Raw genomic sequence first — 13,193 nt, 5'->3', positions numbered from 1 at the left:
CGAAGGTGTTCAGGGCCGAGAGGGCTCACCCGCCAGCGCGATAGCCGGCTCGGCTCGTGCGCCGGCCTCGGTGGGGAAGTTCGTCGGGTGGTGCTTGTCTCGCAGCCGCATGAACGGCGTCTCGACGAAGCGGTACATCAGCCAGCCGCCGATGAGGCACACGGCGGCGATGATGGCCACCGTGACGCCACTGCCCAGGGCCCAGGGCTTCAACTGCTCCCGCAGGATGTGCGCGAGCGGCTTGTGCGTCAGGTAGATGGCGTAGGACCACGCCGCGAGCGAAGCGGCCCCCGGCACGCGCACGCGGTACAGCATCGAGTCCGGGCTCAGCGCGGCCACCACCAGCACGGCGAACGCGCAGGCCACCAGCGAGTAGCCGAAGCCCGTCATCGCGAAGCCATAGCCGTAGCCGTCGATGTAGTAGTACCGCGCGAGCAGCACGAACATGACGCCGGTCGCGAGCACGCCCATGCCAAGCATGGCCTGTCCTCGACTGGTGACGCGCTTCCAGAGCTCCGGATGGAAGTTCTTCAGCATGGCGATGGCCACGCCGGGCAGGAACTCATCGAAGCGGCAGAACGAGGAGTAGTAGATGTTCGGGTAGTAGCCCTCGACGGCGCCGCCCTCCTCCAGCCCGTACTGGAACCACAGCACGCAGCGCAGGGTGACTCCGCCGACAATCATTGTCCCCAGCGCGAGCCATGCGGCCCGCTTCGTCAGCGACTTGCCGAAGTGCAGCGCGGCGACGATGCCCAGCGGGAGGAGCACGTAGAACTGCTCCTCGATGCACAGCGACCACGCGTGGGAGAACGCGGTGCCCGGCTTCAACCACAGGTTCTGCGTGAAGGTGAGGAAGCGCCACAGGGGCGGCGGTGTCTTGCCACCCATGATGGTGGGCAGCAGGAAGTAGAGCGCCAGCACCACGTAGTAGTTGGGCAGCGTCCGCAGCAGCCGGCGGATGTAGAAGGCCCTCAGCGACAGCGTCTTGCCCTTCGTGATGCCGGAGAGGAGCTGGTTGCCGATGAGGTAGCCGCTCAGCACGAAGAACAGGTCCACCCCCGTCCAGCCCACGGTGCTGACCCAGCCGAAGGTCGGTTCGCCGCTGACGAAGACCATGTAGTGGTAGGCGAAGACCAGGAGGATGGCGACCGCGCGAAGCGTGTCGAGCCCATCGAACCGGGGAGCTGTCTGCGGGGAAGTCACGGTGCGAACCTCGTCCCGGGAGCACAGGGGCTCCCATGGCTGTAGCACCGCAGCGTGGGCCCGAAAGACCCGGCCCGCCACTTCGTGGACGCGTCCTTCCGGAATGCTCCCTCAATGTGGTCGCAGGAGGCAGGATGTCGACAGGCGTGCCGTTCTGTTTCGGTGTGCGAGGAGCCTCGGCCAGCGTCCGTGACTCTGGCTGGGGAGGTGCGAGAGCAAACCCTCCACTGTGGGAACGGCCCGAGTCATCCACTCTCTCCTGTGACTCCGGCTGTGTGACACCAGGAGAAGTGCCACTGTCGGGAGTGACGTCCCCCCGGGGGCCATCCCCACGAATGCCGCCGGAGCCATCCGTCTTCGCCAGTGCGAGCCAGAGGGCCTCTCCCGACTCGGCGATGTCCTCCAGGTACACCGGCTCGTTGCGCTCCGCCGACGCCCGCGCCAGCTCCGTCAGCGTGCCCCAGACCAGGGCCTCACCCGCCCTGACGCAGCCGGGCCTCAGCGCTGCTTCCTGCTCGCCGTGCTGGAGCACTTCGCGCACCATCGCCCGCGCCGCGCCGCCGGGCACCTGCTGGCCGGGGACCCTCGGATGCAGGAAGGTGAAGCTGAAGGGGCCGGGCTTGCCCAGCGCCCACTTCGCCATCGCGTTCCAGAAGACGAAGAAGGCCTCGCGGAAGGTGACGCCCTCCGCCCCGTGCTTGCAGATGTACGCCCAGTCCACGTCCTGGCAGAAGACGTTCTCGCTGAAGTCGCGCACCTCTTGAGCGAAGCGCGGCTTGCTGCCGTAGCGCCGGTACAGCGAGCCCACCGACATGCCCGCGGCCCGGGCCAGCTGCTCGGCCTTCACGTGCTCGTAGCCGTGCTGGCCCAGCACCTCCGCCGAGCTCTGCATCATCCCCGACAGGAAATACTCCGTGAACCCCATGCCCCTGCCCCTCCCGCCCCCTCCGGGGCGGCCGTCCCGTGGAAGGAACGTTCCTTCCACGAAACCCTTCTACCGGAGGGGGCTGACATCTTGGGTGGGCAGGATGGGAGCCACCTTGCCGGGTTGCCTGGCGCGCGGCTCCCGGCTGCAACGCGTCCGACAGGCGGACACGCATGTTGCTCGCTCCGTGTGTCGGCCCCTGTGCTCGCTCAGGGGCTGCCGCCAATGACGGCTTTCCTGGAGATGCGCTCTCCAGCTTTGAACGTGGGTTCCGCTTCTACGAAGAGCATCTGGGAATTGGCTGAGTGCAGCCGTAGGAGCTCGGGGAGGAGGTGCACCACCACGACTCCCGCGTCATGAGCCGCCGCGAAGTTCTGCGCGTACTTACGGGGTGTCACCTCCGTGTTGAACATGGGCACCCGGCCTGTGAGCCCGGACACGAACATGAATGCGCTGTCACGCCAGGTGAGGCGGATGAGCCCAGGCGGCGTCTCCATCGAGCCGATTTCGCGCTGGCGTGAGCTGCTGTTCGAGCAGCCCCAACGTCTCCTACGGCGCGCGGGTCCACGACATTGGCGAGCGGGGGAAGGTCTACCCCGGATTCGGTTGCGTCAATCGACCAGACGCTGCCAGGGGCACGTATCGGCTCGGCCCGCGACACCGCCTCGTCCATGGTGCGGCGCGGGGACGCGAAGAGACCCTCGTAGTACGTCGGATAGGCAAGCCCATCCGCGAGCAGGCGGTAGTTGATGCTCTCGCGGAGGATGCCGCCATCAACGAAGACTTCTTCGCCGGCTGGTGCTGCATCGACGAGGCGCCCATGCAGCAGGGAGCGTTGAGTCTGGAGCTACCGCGTCCTCAACGCCCATTCAGTCCCCTCTGAGCGCCACCGCCGGAGGCACACGCGCGGCTCTCCGTGCCGGCAGCAGCGTGGCCAGGAAGGCCACCGCGCCGAGCACCAGCACCACGCCCGCGTACGTCATCGGGTCCACCGGCTGCACGCCGCTGAGCAGGTGCATGAGCGCCCGGCTCGCCCCGACGGCGAGCCCCAGTCCCAGCACCAGCCCCACCGCCGTGAGCTTCAGGTAGCGGCTCAGCACCATGCCCGTCACCTGCTCGGCCCGAGCACCCAGCGCCATGCGGATGCCCAGCTCCCGCGTGCGCTGCGAGACGGCGTACGCCACCACGCCATACAAACCCACCGCAGCGAGCAGCAGCGCCACGCTCGCGAAGATTCCCACCAGCAGCAGGTAGAAGCGCAGCGGCGCCACCGTGCCGTCCACCACCGAGGCCAGCGTGCGCACGCTGCCCGTGGCGAGACTCGCGTCCATGGCGCGCAGCTCGCTCCGCACCGCCGAGGCCAGCGCCAGCGGCTCGGCCTCCGTGCGCAAGAGCAGCGTCATGCCCGTGCCACGCGCCTGCGTGTAGGGCACGTACAGCTCCGGCACCGCGGGCGCTCCGAGCCCGTCGATGGCCTGGTCCTCCACCACGCCCACCACCCGGCCGCCCATGGCGCCGCCGCCCCAGTCCAGCTCCGTGCTCACGGTGTGGCCGATGGGGTCCTCGCCGGACCAGAAGCGGCGCGCCGCCTCGGCGTTGACGAGCACCGCGCGCCCGCCCTCGCCCCTGTCTTGCGCCGTGAGGCCCCGGCCGCGCAGCACCTTCACGCGCAGCGCCTCCAGCGCTCCAGGCGTGATGATGCGCACCCGCGTCTCCCACGGCGCCTCACCCGGAGCCACGGGCCGCTGCGCATCCTTCATGGGCGTGGTCCACTTGATGGTGGCCTCCATGGGCACCAGGTTCGCCGCGCCCGCCACCTGCACGCCGGGCAGCGCGCGTAGCCGCTCCAGGAGCGTGTCGTAGAAGGCCTCGGGCGCGGCGGTGCCGAAGCGGTAGCGCAGCGAGGGCAGCTCCAGCTTCACCGAGAGGACGCCCTCCGGTTGGAAGCCCATTTCCATGCCGCGCAGGTGGACGAAGCTGCGCAGCAGCAGGCCCGCGCTCACCAGCAGCAGCACCGCGAGCGCCGTCTCCCCGATGATGAGCGCCGAGCGCGTGCCGTGGCGATGCGCGCTGGTGCCGCCTCCGGCGCTCGACGCGCGCAGGGTGCGCCCCAGGTCCGCGCGCGAGCCGTGCAGCGCGGGCACGAGGCCGAACAGGAACGTGGTGAGCACCGCGAGCCCCGCGGTGAAGGCGAGCACCGTGCGGTCCAGTGTCACCTCGTCGATGCGCGGAATGTCGCGCGGCCCGAACACGGCCAGCGCATCCAGCGCCCACATCGCCGCGAGCAGTCCCGCCGCGCCGCCCAGCACGGAGAGCAGCGCGCTCTCCAGCAGCAGCTCGCGCGCGAGGCGTCCCCGGCTGGCGCCCAGGGCCAGGCGCACGGACAGCTCGCCCTCGCGCGAGGCGGCGCGCGCCAGCAGCAGGTGCGTGAGGTTGGCGCAGGCGATGAGCAGCACCAGTCCCACCGCGCCGAGCAGCAGCAGGAGCGATGGCCGCACGTTGCCGAGCAGCACGTCGCGCAGCAGCTCCACGCTCGCGCCCGTGTTGGCGTTCGTCTTCGGGTACTGCTCGGCCAGCCGGCGGGCGATGTCAGCGGCCTGGGCTCGAGCGCCCTCAAGACTCACCCCGGGCGCGAGCCGGCCGTACACCTCCAGCCAGTGCGCGCCGCGCGCCTCGGGCTTCACCATGCTCTCTTCCCACATGAGCGGCACCCACAACTCGGCGCGCGCGGGGAAGTCGAAGCCCGGGGCCGCCACGCCCACCACCGTCCAGGGCTCGGGGCCGCCGAGGTCGAGCGAGCGGCCGAGCACGGACGGACTGCCGCCGAAGCGCCGCTGCCACAGGCCGTGGGAGAGCACCGCCACCTTGGGTGCGCCCGGCGCGTCGTCCCCCGCGTGCAGCGCGCGGCCGAGCTGCACGCCCGCGCCGAGCACCTGGAAGAAGTCCGCCGACACCAGCCCCGTCTGGAGTTTCTCCGGCGAGGACTCGGGCCCGTCCGCGCCCAGCGTCATCGCCGCGCTCGCCACGCCGGTGAGGCCATCGAAGGCGCTCGCCTGCTCGCGCATGTCCTCGAGGTCCAGCGGCGAGGTGGGGCCTGCGCCCTGCTTGCCCACCGTGTAGAGCCGCACCAGCCGCGCGTCGTCGCGCATGGGCAGGGGGCGCAGCAGCACCGCGTGCACCACGCTGAAGATGGCCACGTTGGCGCCGATGCCGAGGGCCAGCGTGGCCACCGCCACCACCGTGAAGGTGGGACTGCGACGCAGCCGGCGCAGCGCGAGCCGGAGGTCCTGGAGGAGGCTGTCCATTCCAGGACCCGAGAGCATGGACCATGCCAGGGCGCGCAGCCAGTCACGTCCGGACGGCGGGTGACGCGGGTGGCGAGCCCGGGTGCCCGGCGCTGGGAATCCCCATCCCGCTTCCGGACAGGCCTTCCCCCGAGGTGCTCCTCAGAACGGCTCGAAGCAGTCGTAGTTGTGCTGCGTGAGGATGCGGCCGTCCTTGAAGGTGAGGAACATGCCGCACGCGGCGCGCAGCTGCGCTCCGGCGGCCAGCGTGCGCACGGGGATGGCGAGCGTGCCCGTCCAGTCCATCTCCACCGCTACGGTATCGCCGTGCGCCAGGGTGCTGCGCACGGCGTAGCGCTGCGAGGACAGCAGCGTCTTCGCCCGCTCCGAGTCCGCGAGGAGCTTCTTCAAGTCCCGCGTCTGGCCCTTGGGGGTGAGCGCGTTGGGGTACTCGCGCTGGACCACGTCGGGGTGGAAGAAGGACGCCAGCGCCTCTCCCGTGGCCATGCTCTCCAGGGCCTGCAGGTAGCGCAGCGTGGTGTCGAGGTTCGACGTGGACATGGGCTCCTCCGGGGTGATTACACAACCCATGTTGCACAACCATGGTTGTGGATGCAAGAGAAGAGGGCATGCCACGCAGGAAGGACGCCTCGGCGGTGGAGCTGGAGTCGCTCGACTTGGGCTACCTCGCCCTCTTTGTCGGGCAGCGGATGAACGAGCAGGTGCTGGAGGACCTGCACGCGGCGGGCTTCTCGGGCCTGCGGCATGCACACGGGTATGTGTTCCAGCATCTGCTGGGCGGTCCGCGCTCCATCAGCGAGCTGGCGGGGCTGTTGGAGGTGACGCAGCAGGCGGCATCCAAGACGGTCGCCGAGCTGGAGGGGCTGGGCTACGTGGAGAAGACGGAGTCCGAGGACGCGCGGGTGCGGCGGGTGGCGCTGTCCGCGCGCGGGCGGGCCTCGGTGGAGAAGGCGCGCGCGGTGCGCGAGGCGCTCCAGAAGCGCTTCGAGCGCCAGCACGGGGCCCGCGCGGTGCAGGAGGCCCGGCGGTTGCTGGCGGACGTGCTGACGTCCCTGGGCGGCGCGGAGGCCGTGCGGACGCGGAAGGTGCGGGCTCCGCGCTGATGCCCCGGGGGGCGGGTGCGGGCAGCCCCTCGCGGCGTTGTGCCATGCTCCCCGTTCATGGCCCTTCCCCTGGAAGACTACGCCCTCATTGGTGACACGCAGAGCGCCGCGCTCGCCGGTAGGGACGGCTCCATCGACTGGCTGTGCTGGCCTCGCTTCGACTCGGACGCGTGCTTCGCCGCGCTGCTCGGAGACGCGTCGCATGGACGGTGGCTGCTCGCTCCGGCGGGCGGCGTGTTGAAGGTGACGCGCCGCTACCGCCCCGGCACGCTGGTGCTGGAGACGGACTTCGAGACGGAGGACGGTGTGGTGCGCGTGGTGGACTGCATGCCCCCGCGCGGCAGGGAACCGGACCTCGTGCGCGTGGTGTATGGCCTCAAGGGCTCCGTCCCCATGCGCATGGAGTTGCTCGCCCACTTCGGCTACGGCGACCGCTCGCCTTGGGTGCGCTTCCACGAGGACCATGCGTCCGCTCGCGCGGGCCCGGACTCGGTGGCCCTGCGCACGCCCGTGAAGCTGCAGCGGCGCGGCGGCACCTTCACCGCGGACTTCCCCGTGGACCCGGGCGCGCGCGTGCCCTTCGTCCTCTCCTGGCATCCCTCGCACGAGCCTCCACCGCCCGCGCTGGATGCGCTGGCCGCCGTGGCGGACACCGAGGCGTGGTGGAAGGAGTGGTCCTCGCGCCTCGCTTCCACCGGGCCGTGGCACGAGCCGCTCCAGCGCTCGCTCATCACCCTCAAGGCGCTGACGTACTCACCCACGGGTGGCATCGTCGCGGCGCCCACCACGTCGCTGCCGCTGTCCTCCGGAGGTCGTCCCGGCGACGCGCGCCTCTGCTGGCTGCGCGATGCGACGAGCACGCTCCAGGCCCTGCTGGATGGAGGCTACCTGGACGAGGCCCGCGCCTGGCGCGACTGGCTGGTGCGCGCGGTGGCCGGCGAGCCTGAGGAGCTTCAGTCCTCCTACGGCGTCGCCGGAGAGCGGCGCTTCTCCGAGCAGGAGTTGCCGTGGCTGCCCGGCTACGAGGGCACCCGCCCGGTGCGCATCGGCCACGCGCCCCACCGGGGCCTGAGCAACGAGGACGTCGGCGAGGTCATGGGCAGCTTCCACGAGTCCGCGCGCCGGGGGCTGCCTCCCAGCAGTGATGCGTGGGCCCTGCAGCGGGCCATGCTGGAGCACCTGGAGAGCGCCTGGCTCCAGCCCGCCGCCATGGGGCCGCCGATGACGTACTCGAAGGTGATGGCGTGGGTGGCGGTGGACCGGACGCTGGAGACCGCCGCGCGCTTCGGCCTGGACGCGCCGGTGGAGCGCTGGAAGCGGCTGCGCGCGGACGTGCACGCGGAGGTGTGCCGAGAGGGCTTCGACTCGAGCCGGGGGGCCTTCACTCGCGAGCTCGGTGGTCGCGGCCTGGATGCGCGGCTGTTGCGTCTGGCGCGGCTGGGCTTCCTGCCCGCGGACGACGCGCGCGTGCGCGGCACCGTGGAGGCGGTGGAGCGCGAGCTGGGCGAAGGGGACTTCGTGCGTCAGGACGACTCGCTGCGCGCGGGTGTGTCGCTGGTGTGCAGCTTCTGGCTCGCGGACAGCCTGCACCTCATGGGGCGGCGCGACGAGGCCCGAATCCTCTTCGAGCGGCTCCTTCGCGTGCGCAACGACGTGGGCCTGCTGCCGGAGGAGTATGACCCGCGCCAGCGCCGCATGGCCGGCAACTTCCCACACACCTCCAGCCACGTGGCGCTCGTCCAGGCCGCGATGGGACTGTCGCGTACCACGGCGTTGACGGAGTAGGGCCGCGTTCGGCTGGTCCACCGGCCTCCGCACGGGTAGAAGCCGCGGCATGACGAGCCTGCCTCTGCCGCCGCGCATTGCCCTGATGGATGGAGTCACTCCGCTCCAGCCGTTGGAGCGTCTGTCCCGCCACCTGGGAGGTCCCCGCCTCCTCCTCAAGCGCGATGACATGGGCGGCCTCGGCGCGGGAGGCAACAAGCTCCGCAAGCTGGAGCTCCACCTCGCGCGCGCCCGTGCCCAGGGTTGCGACACCGTGCTCCTCGACGGCGGCCTCCAGTCCAACGCCTCGCGCCTGCTCGCCGCCGCCGCGGCCCGGCTTGGCCTTCGCTGCGAGCTGGTGCTGCGCAAGCGCGTGCCCCGCACCGACGCGGCCTATGAGCACAACGGCAATGTCCTCCTCGACCAGCTCCTCGGCGCGCGCGTCCACGTCGTCGCCGGTGACGTGGACAGCCGTGCGTACCTCGAAGAGCTCGCCGCCCGCGCGCGCCAGGAGGGCCGTTCCCCATACGTGCTGCCCTTCGGCGTCTCGGATGCGCTCGGCGCGCTGGGATACGCGGAGTGTGCGCGGGAGATTCTGGAACAGGCCCACGCGTCCGGCGTGCACGTGGACCGCGTCTTCGTCGCCTGTGGCAGCGGCGGCACGCAGGCGGGGCTCGTCGCGGGGCTGACGGCGCTCGGAGGCACCGCTCGCGTGCACGGTGTCAGCGTGCTCGCACCCGCGCGGGACATCGCCCCTCGCGTCCGGGCCATGGCCTCGGAGGCGCTCACGCTCCTCGGCTCGAAGGCGCCACTTCGCGAGGACTCCGTCGAGGTGGACGAGGCCTTCATCGGTCCGGGCTACGGCCTGCCGACGCCGGAGATGGTGGACGCCGTCTCGCTGCTCGCGCGCACGGAAGGGCTGTTCCTCGACCCGGTGTACACGGGGAAGGCCTTCGCCGGAATGCTCGCGCGCATCGCGGATGGCACCGTGAAGCGTGACGAGACGGTGGTCTTCGTCCACACCGGCGGCCTGCCCGGGCTCTTCGCCTACGTCTCCGCCTTCGACGCCGCCTCCGGCGTGTGAGGGCACACCGGACCCGGCTGTAGCGCCGGATGTCACAGCGGCGGCCGGCTTGTAGCGGGGCAGGTCACGAGTGCCCCCTGCGCCCCCCTCCGCGCCCAGTCATTCAGCGGGGTTCCCCGCTGGCACGCCGCCTGCTCATGAGGAAAGGGACTGCGAGGGGGGAACGGTCATTCTGAGGGGAGTGACCGCAAGGGGGGCGTGGTCTTTTTGAGAGGGGACCGCGCGGGGGGCGCGGTCATTTTTCATCCCGGGTCAGTCCGTGGCGCAGCCGCATCTCCTCCACGGCCTCCCTGCTCGCGGGAGGCGGATGCACCACGCGGTCGAACCGGAGCAGGAGCACCGTCCTGTCCGACGCGCCCGACGCCAGCACGGAGCCGTCCGGAGAGAAGGCCAGGCCACGCACGACGTCGGAGTGGCCTTGCAGCAGCGCCACCTGCCGTCGCTCGCGCCAGTCCCAGAGCCGGATGTCCCCGGGCTGTCCCGCGGCGGGCGAATCCGATGACGCCCGCGCATCCGCGTACGCCGCGGCCGCGACACTCCATTGTTTCGATTCGACGGCCGCGTCACCCCGCGCGAGCGAAATGCCCGCGCGCAGCTCCCGCTCCGTGTCGTTCCGCGAAGTGCCGTTCGCGCAGGAGCCGTCCGTGAAGGCGGTGTCTGTGCAGGAGCCGTCCGTGGAGACAGGCCTGTGCGCGCAGCCGGAGGCGAGCAGGAGCGCGAGCACCGCGAATCGCGGGAGGAGAACACTCAAGGCACGGGCCTCCGGGAGGAACGCGGAGCCCACTGTTGGCGACCTCGGCTCGAGGCGCCACACACGCCCTGTGCGGAGCACCCCTCCGTGTGACGTGCACGGAGGGGCCCTTCCGTTGCTACCTACTTGCAGGAGCGCGCCGGCATGGCGTCAATCCAGTCGGCGATGAGCTCCGAGCCCTCGTCATGCCGGATGGCGCGGCCAATCTGCGGCATCATCTTCCCGGACTCCTCGGTATCGAGCCGGTACCAGAGGATGGATACCGAGTGGTCGCCGGGGACGACGTCGAACTCCCCGCCGACGCCGCTGCCCGCCGAGCCCGGCCGCTTGCAGACGCCCGCATTCAGGTCGAGCGTCTCCGTGCTGTCGAGGTCGAGGAACAGCCGGCTCGTGTCGCCCGCCGTCGCGTTCCGCCGGTGGCAGTGCGCGCAGTTGATGTCCAGGTACGTGCGGGCCCGCAAGTCCAGGTCCGCGTCGTTCGCATTGAACGCATCCGGCGCGCGCGGCAACTGGATGGCGGGAGGCAGCCCCGTCAGCTTGCCAAGCTCCGCCAGGTGCTGGAGCTGGTTCACCTCCTGCCCGCCGTAGTCATGGTTCTTGTTGAGGTAGCGGGCCTTCACGCCGATGGGCAGCAGCACCTGGTTCTGCTGTGCATCCAGCACGTGGTGGCACTGGCTGCACTGGTTCCGCTGCGGCACCAGGTAGCTGAAGCTGCGAGTCGCGCCCTTTCCGTCGATGAGCGTGACGGGCACGACGGCGCCCGAGGGCTTCAGCACCGCCTCCGTCCCCTCTGCGTTCCAGACGTACGGGTGCGCCTGCCAGCCGCTCGGCTGATGCACCAGCACGCGCGTCTCGATGGCACGCACGTTCTTGTCCGGCTCGCGCAGGTCCGCGGGGAAGGCGAACGTCTTGGTGATGATGGTGCCCACCGGCAAATCCAGCACGTCCTTCGGCTGGTAGCCCGCCGTCTTCCCCTCGGGGATGTAGAGCGTGCGCGACTTGACGGCGTAGTCGGAGAAGAGCGGCGTGGTCAGCGTGTACGGGACGTTGCCCTCCACCGGCTGGAGCCCGCCCGTCGCCGGGCTGCCGGTGAACAGGTGCAGGTCCGACAGGTTGGTGGGAATCACCACCGAGCCGTCCGGCTGTCCCGAGCCGGCATCCGGTGTCCCCGCGTCACTCCCGGCATCCGGTGTGCCGCTGTCCTCACCCGCGTCCGTGCCCGCATCCACTCCGGCGTCGACTCCGGCATCCACCCCGGAGTCCACGGTGCCGCTGTCCACCGGCTGCGTGCCGGAGTCCTCGTGGGAGGTGGAGCCGGCGTCGGGGCCCGTCCCGGGGGCGTCATCGCCCCCGGAGCAGGAAGCCACCACCGCGGCCAGCAGCACCGCGGCGAGCCCGAGTCCGGCTCCAGAGTTGAACGACTTGCGCATGCTTCTCGTCTCCTCCGACACGCTCATCGACGGCGGACCTCAGGGCAGCGCGAGCTTCGGACCGAAGCCGGAGCAGTTGTACGGCGCCACGCCCTGGGCGTACCGGCGCGTCTCCTTCCAGGCGCCCGCGAGGTCGGGCGTCGGGGCCAGAATCTTGGTGGAGACCGTCTGGAGGTCGAAGTCCACGATGGCCTCCTTCGTGCCGGCCGGCAGCGTGTTGCCGGAGAAGCAGATGTTGATGGGGTTGGCCAGGGCCTCGTTGCGAGGCGCCGGGTCGATGCCGTCCCACAGCAGGTGCTCCACGTGCGTCACGGCCCCGGTCGCGGTGCCGTAGCCGTAGACGGCGGCCACCAGCGCGCCCAGCGGGCGCTTCTCGGGGTCCAGCTTGCCGTTGTCCACCGCGTCGCCGCTGCCACCCTGGAAGGTGTTGCCGTGGACGAACACGTCCGCGCTGGGGAAGTTGAAGTACCCGGCGCTCCACTGGCTCGGGTCGGACTCGATGGCCAGGCCGCTCAGCACGGCGATGTCCACCGTGTTGTTGTCACCCCACGTGTTGCCCACGAACTCCACGCGGCGCGACGCGAGGATGAACGTGCCGGTGCCGGCGGGCACCTGAGACACGGTGCTGCTGCTGGCCGTCACGGACGCGAAGTTGTCGCGGTTGTTGCCCGTAATCGTGTTGCCGGTGACGAGGATGTCCGTGCCCTTGATGGGGTTGCCGGGCAGGTCGAACACGACGAGGCCCGTGGTGTTGTCCTGCGCGGTGTTGCCCTGCACGAAGGCGAACTTCGTGTTCTCGATTTCGATGCCCGCCACGTTCTGCTTCGCGATGTTGCGGCGGACGATGGCGTAGCGCGTCTGGCCCACGTAGATGCCGGCGTCGGCCGCGTTGTAGGCCTCGCAGTCCTCAATCGTGACGTAGGACGACTTCACCGGGTAGATGCCGTACTTGCCGTTGTTCTCGTCGTCCGCGTTCTTCCACTCGGTGCGGATGCGCTGGATGAAGACGTTGGTGGAGTTCTCCACGCGCAGCGCGTCCTTGCGCGCGTTCCAGATGGTCAGGTCCTTCACGGTGAAGAGCTTGCCCACCACGTCGATGCCGTTGGTGTTGGCGGCGGCGTTGGTGAAGTCCAGCACCGTGCTGGCGCTGCCACCCTCGGCCTCGCCCTTGGCGCCCTTGCCCGCGCCGACGAGGGTGACGCCGTTCTGGCGGATGGTGATGGCGTTGTCGAAGTGGAACGTGCCCGCGCCGAGCTGAATCGTGGTGCACTCGGAGAGGTCGTTCACCGCGTCCTGGAGCTCCGCCGCCTGGGTGGAGTTGAAGGTCAGCGTCTTCTTCTCCTTGCCCTCGCAGGAGAAGTCCTGGGGCCAGGCCTGCGTGGTGCCGGCGTCCGTGCCCGCGTCGGTGCCGGCATCCGTGCCCGCGTCAGTGCCCGCGTCGGTCTGCGTACCCGCATCCGTCGGGGTGCTTCCGGAATCAGGAGTGCCCGTACCGTCATCATCATCCGAGCAAGCGGGGAGGGCGAGCAGACCCACCATGGCAAGGAGCACGGCACGAGGCGCGCACGACAGCGGCAGACGATGCATCAGGTTCCTCCAGTGAAAAGGCGCCGCGCCGCTTCTCTCCA

Annotated in this window: 11 protein-coding genes and 1 pseudogene; 4 read left to right on the top strand and 8 right to left on the bottom strand. The window is 70.5% G+C overall.

The genetic code is table 11. The features are described from left to right. Positions 1-9: 9 nt before the first annotated feature. Positions 10-1,203, bottom strand: coding sequence for an acyltransferase family protein (locus ACVTJA_RS49990; protein WP_465831680.1), 1,194 nt, complete (start codon positions 1,201-1,203; stop codon positions 10-12). 395 nt (positions 1,204-1,598) lie between these two features. Between ACVTJA_RS49990 and ACVTJA_RS49985 the strand changes: the two genes are divergently transcribed. Continuing rightward, positions 1,599-1,967, top strand: coding sequence for a hypothetical protein (locus ACVTJA_RS49985; protein ID WP_465831679.1), 369 nt, complete (start codon positions 1,599-1,601; stop codon positions 1,965-1,967). A 62-nt stretch (positions 1,968-2,029) separates the two neighbouring features. Here ACVTJA_RS49985 and ACVTJA_RS49980 read toward each other — a convergent pair. The 4 genes and pseudogenes from ACVTJA_RS49980 to ACVTJA_RS49965 all read right to left on the bottom strand — a co-directional run. Next, a pseudogene (locus tag ACVTJA_RS49980) lies at positions 2,030-2,095 on the bottom strand (hypothetical protein); the annotation flags it as partial. A gap of 242 nt (positions 2,096-2,337) precedes the next feature. Continuing rightward, the gene (locus tag ACVTJA_RS49975; protein ID WP_465831678.1) at positions 2,338-2,625 is read right to left on the bottom strand and encodes a hypothetical protein; all 288 of its coding nucleotides are present in this window, start codon (positions 2,623-2,625) and stop codon (positions 2,338-2,340) included. 372 nt (positions 2,626-2,997) lie between these two features. Beyond that, positions 2,998-5,433 carry an ABC transporter permease gene (locus ACVTJA_RS49970; protein ID WP_465831676.1) on the bottom strand — a complete coding sequence of 812 codons (2,436 nt, stop codon included), beginning with the start codon at positions 5,431-5,433 and terminating at the stop codon, positions 2,998-3,000. 141 nt (positions 5,434-5,574) lie between these two features. After that, positions 5,575-5,973 carry a nuclear transport factor 2 family protein gene (locus tag ACVTJA_RS49965; RefSeq protein ID WP_465831674.1) on the bottom strand — a complete coding sequence of 133 codons (399 nt, stop codon included), beginning with the start codon at positions 5,971-5,973 and terminating at the stop codon, positions 5,575-5,577. Positions 5,974-6,041: 68 nt separating this feature from the next. Here ACVTJA_RS49965 and ACVTJA_RS49960 point away from each other — a divergent pair, with 68 nt between their 5' ends. Genes ACVTJA_RS49960 through ACVTJA_RS49950 form a run of 3 tightly spaced genes read left to right on the top strand, consistent with a single transcriptional unit; the run spans position 6,042 to position 9,384 of the window. Continuing rightward, on the top strand, positions 6,042-6,536 hold the full coding sequence (locus tag ACVTJA_RS49960) for a MarR family winged helix-turn-helix transcriptional regulator (RefSeq protein WP_465831672.1): 495 nt from the start codon (positions 6,042-6,044) through the stop codon (positions 6,534-6,536). A 57-nt stretch (positions 6,537-6,593) separates the two neighbouring features. Then, positions 6,594-8,321, top strand: coding sequence for a glycoside hydrolase family 15 protein (locus tag ACVTJA_RS49955; RefSeq protein WP_465831671.1), 1,728 nt, complete (start codon positions 6,594-6,596; stop codon positions 8,319-8,321). A gap of 49 nt (positions 8,322-8,370) precedes the next feature. After that, positions 8,371-9,384: a D-cysteine desulfhydrase family protein gene (locus ACVTJA_RS49950; RefSeq protein ID WP_465831670.1), complete on the top strand. Its 1,014-nt coding sequence runs from the start codon at positions 8,371-8,373 to the stop codon at positions 9,382-9,384. A 235-nt stretch (positions 9,385-9,619) separates the two neighbouring features. On the opposite strand, the gene ACVTJA_RS49945 is transcribed toward ACVTJA_RS49950, so the two are convergent. The 3 genes from ACVTJA_RS49945 to ACVTJA_RS49935 all read right to left on the bottom strand — a co-directional run bounded on the left by ACVTJA_RS49945 (position 9,620) and on the right by ACVTJA_RS49935 (position 13,152). Beyond that, positions 9,620-10,135 (bottom strand): WD40 repeat domain-containing protein, encoded by a 516-nt coding sequence (locus ACVTJA_RS49945; RefSeq protein ID WP_465831668.1) that lies wholly within the window; start codon positions 10,133-10,135, stop codon positions 9,620-9,622. Positions 10,136-10,257: 122 nt separating this feature from the next. Next, positions 10,258-11,565, bottom strand: coding sequence for an SO2930 family diheme c-type cytochrome (locus ACVTJA_RS49940; protein ID WP_465831667.1), 1,308 nt, complete (start codon positions 11,563-11,565; stop codon positions 10,258-10,260). 39 nt (positions 11,566-11,604) lie between these two features. Then, positions 11,605-13,152, bottom strand: coding sequence for a parallel beta-helix domain-containing protein (locus ACVTJA_RS49935; RefSeq protein ID WP_465831666.1), 1,548 nt, complete (start codon positions 13,150-13,152; stop codon positions 11,605-11,607). Between the last annotated feature and the right edge of the window lie 41 nt (positions 13,153-13,193).

The sequence above is a fragment of the Pyxidicoccus sp. M6 genome (genome assembly GCF_055568925.1).
Note: the sequence above shows the minus strand (reverse complement) of the source record. Positions and strands in the feature narration are given on the sequence as shown.

Coding starts and splice junctions, on each gene's coding strand:
- ACVTJA_RS49985 (WP_465831679.1), top strand. CDS start 1,599: ATGTCCTCCAGGTACACCGGCTCGTTGCGCTCCGCCGACGCCCGCGCC.
- ACVTJA_RS49975 (WP_465831678.1), bottom strand. CDS start 2,625: ATGGAGACGCCGCCTGGGCTCATCCGCCTCACCTGGCGTGACAGCGCA.
- ACVTJA_RS49970 (WP_465831676.1), bottom strand. CDS start 5,433: ATGGACAGCCTCCTCCAGGACCTCCGGCTCGCGCTGCGCCGGCTGCGT.
- ACVTJA_RS49965 (WP_465831674.1), bottom strand. CDS start 5,973: ATGTCCACGTCGAACCTCGACACCACGCTGCGCTACCTGCAGGCCCTG.
- ACVTJA_RS49960 (WP_465831672.1), top strand. CDS start 6,042: ATGCCACGCAGGAAGGACGCCTCGGCGGTGGAGCTGGAGTCGCTCGAC.
- ACVTJA_RS49955 (WP_465831671.1), top strand. CDS start 6,594: ATGGCCCTTCCCCTGGAAGACTACGCCCTCATTGGTGACACGCAGAGC.
- ACVTJA_RS49950 (WP_465831670.1), top strand. CDS start 8,371: ATGACGAGCCTGCCTCTGCCGCCGCGCATTGCCCTGATGGATGGAGTC.
- ACVTJA_RS49940 (WP_465831667.1), bottom strand. CDS start 11,565: ATGCGCAAGTCGTTCAACTCTGGAGCCGGACTCGGGCTCGCCGCGGTG.
- ACVTJA_RS49935 (WP_465831666.1), bottom strand. CDS start 13,152: ATGCATCGTCTGCCGCTGTCGTGCGCGCCTCGTGCCGTGCTCCTTGCC.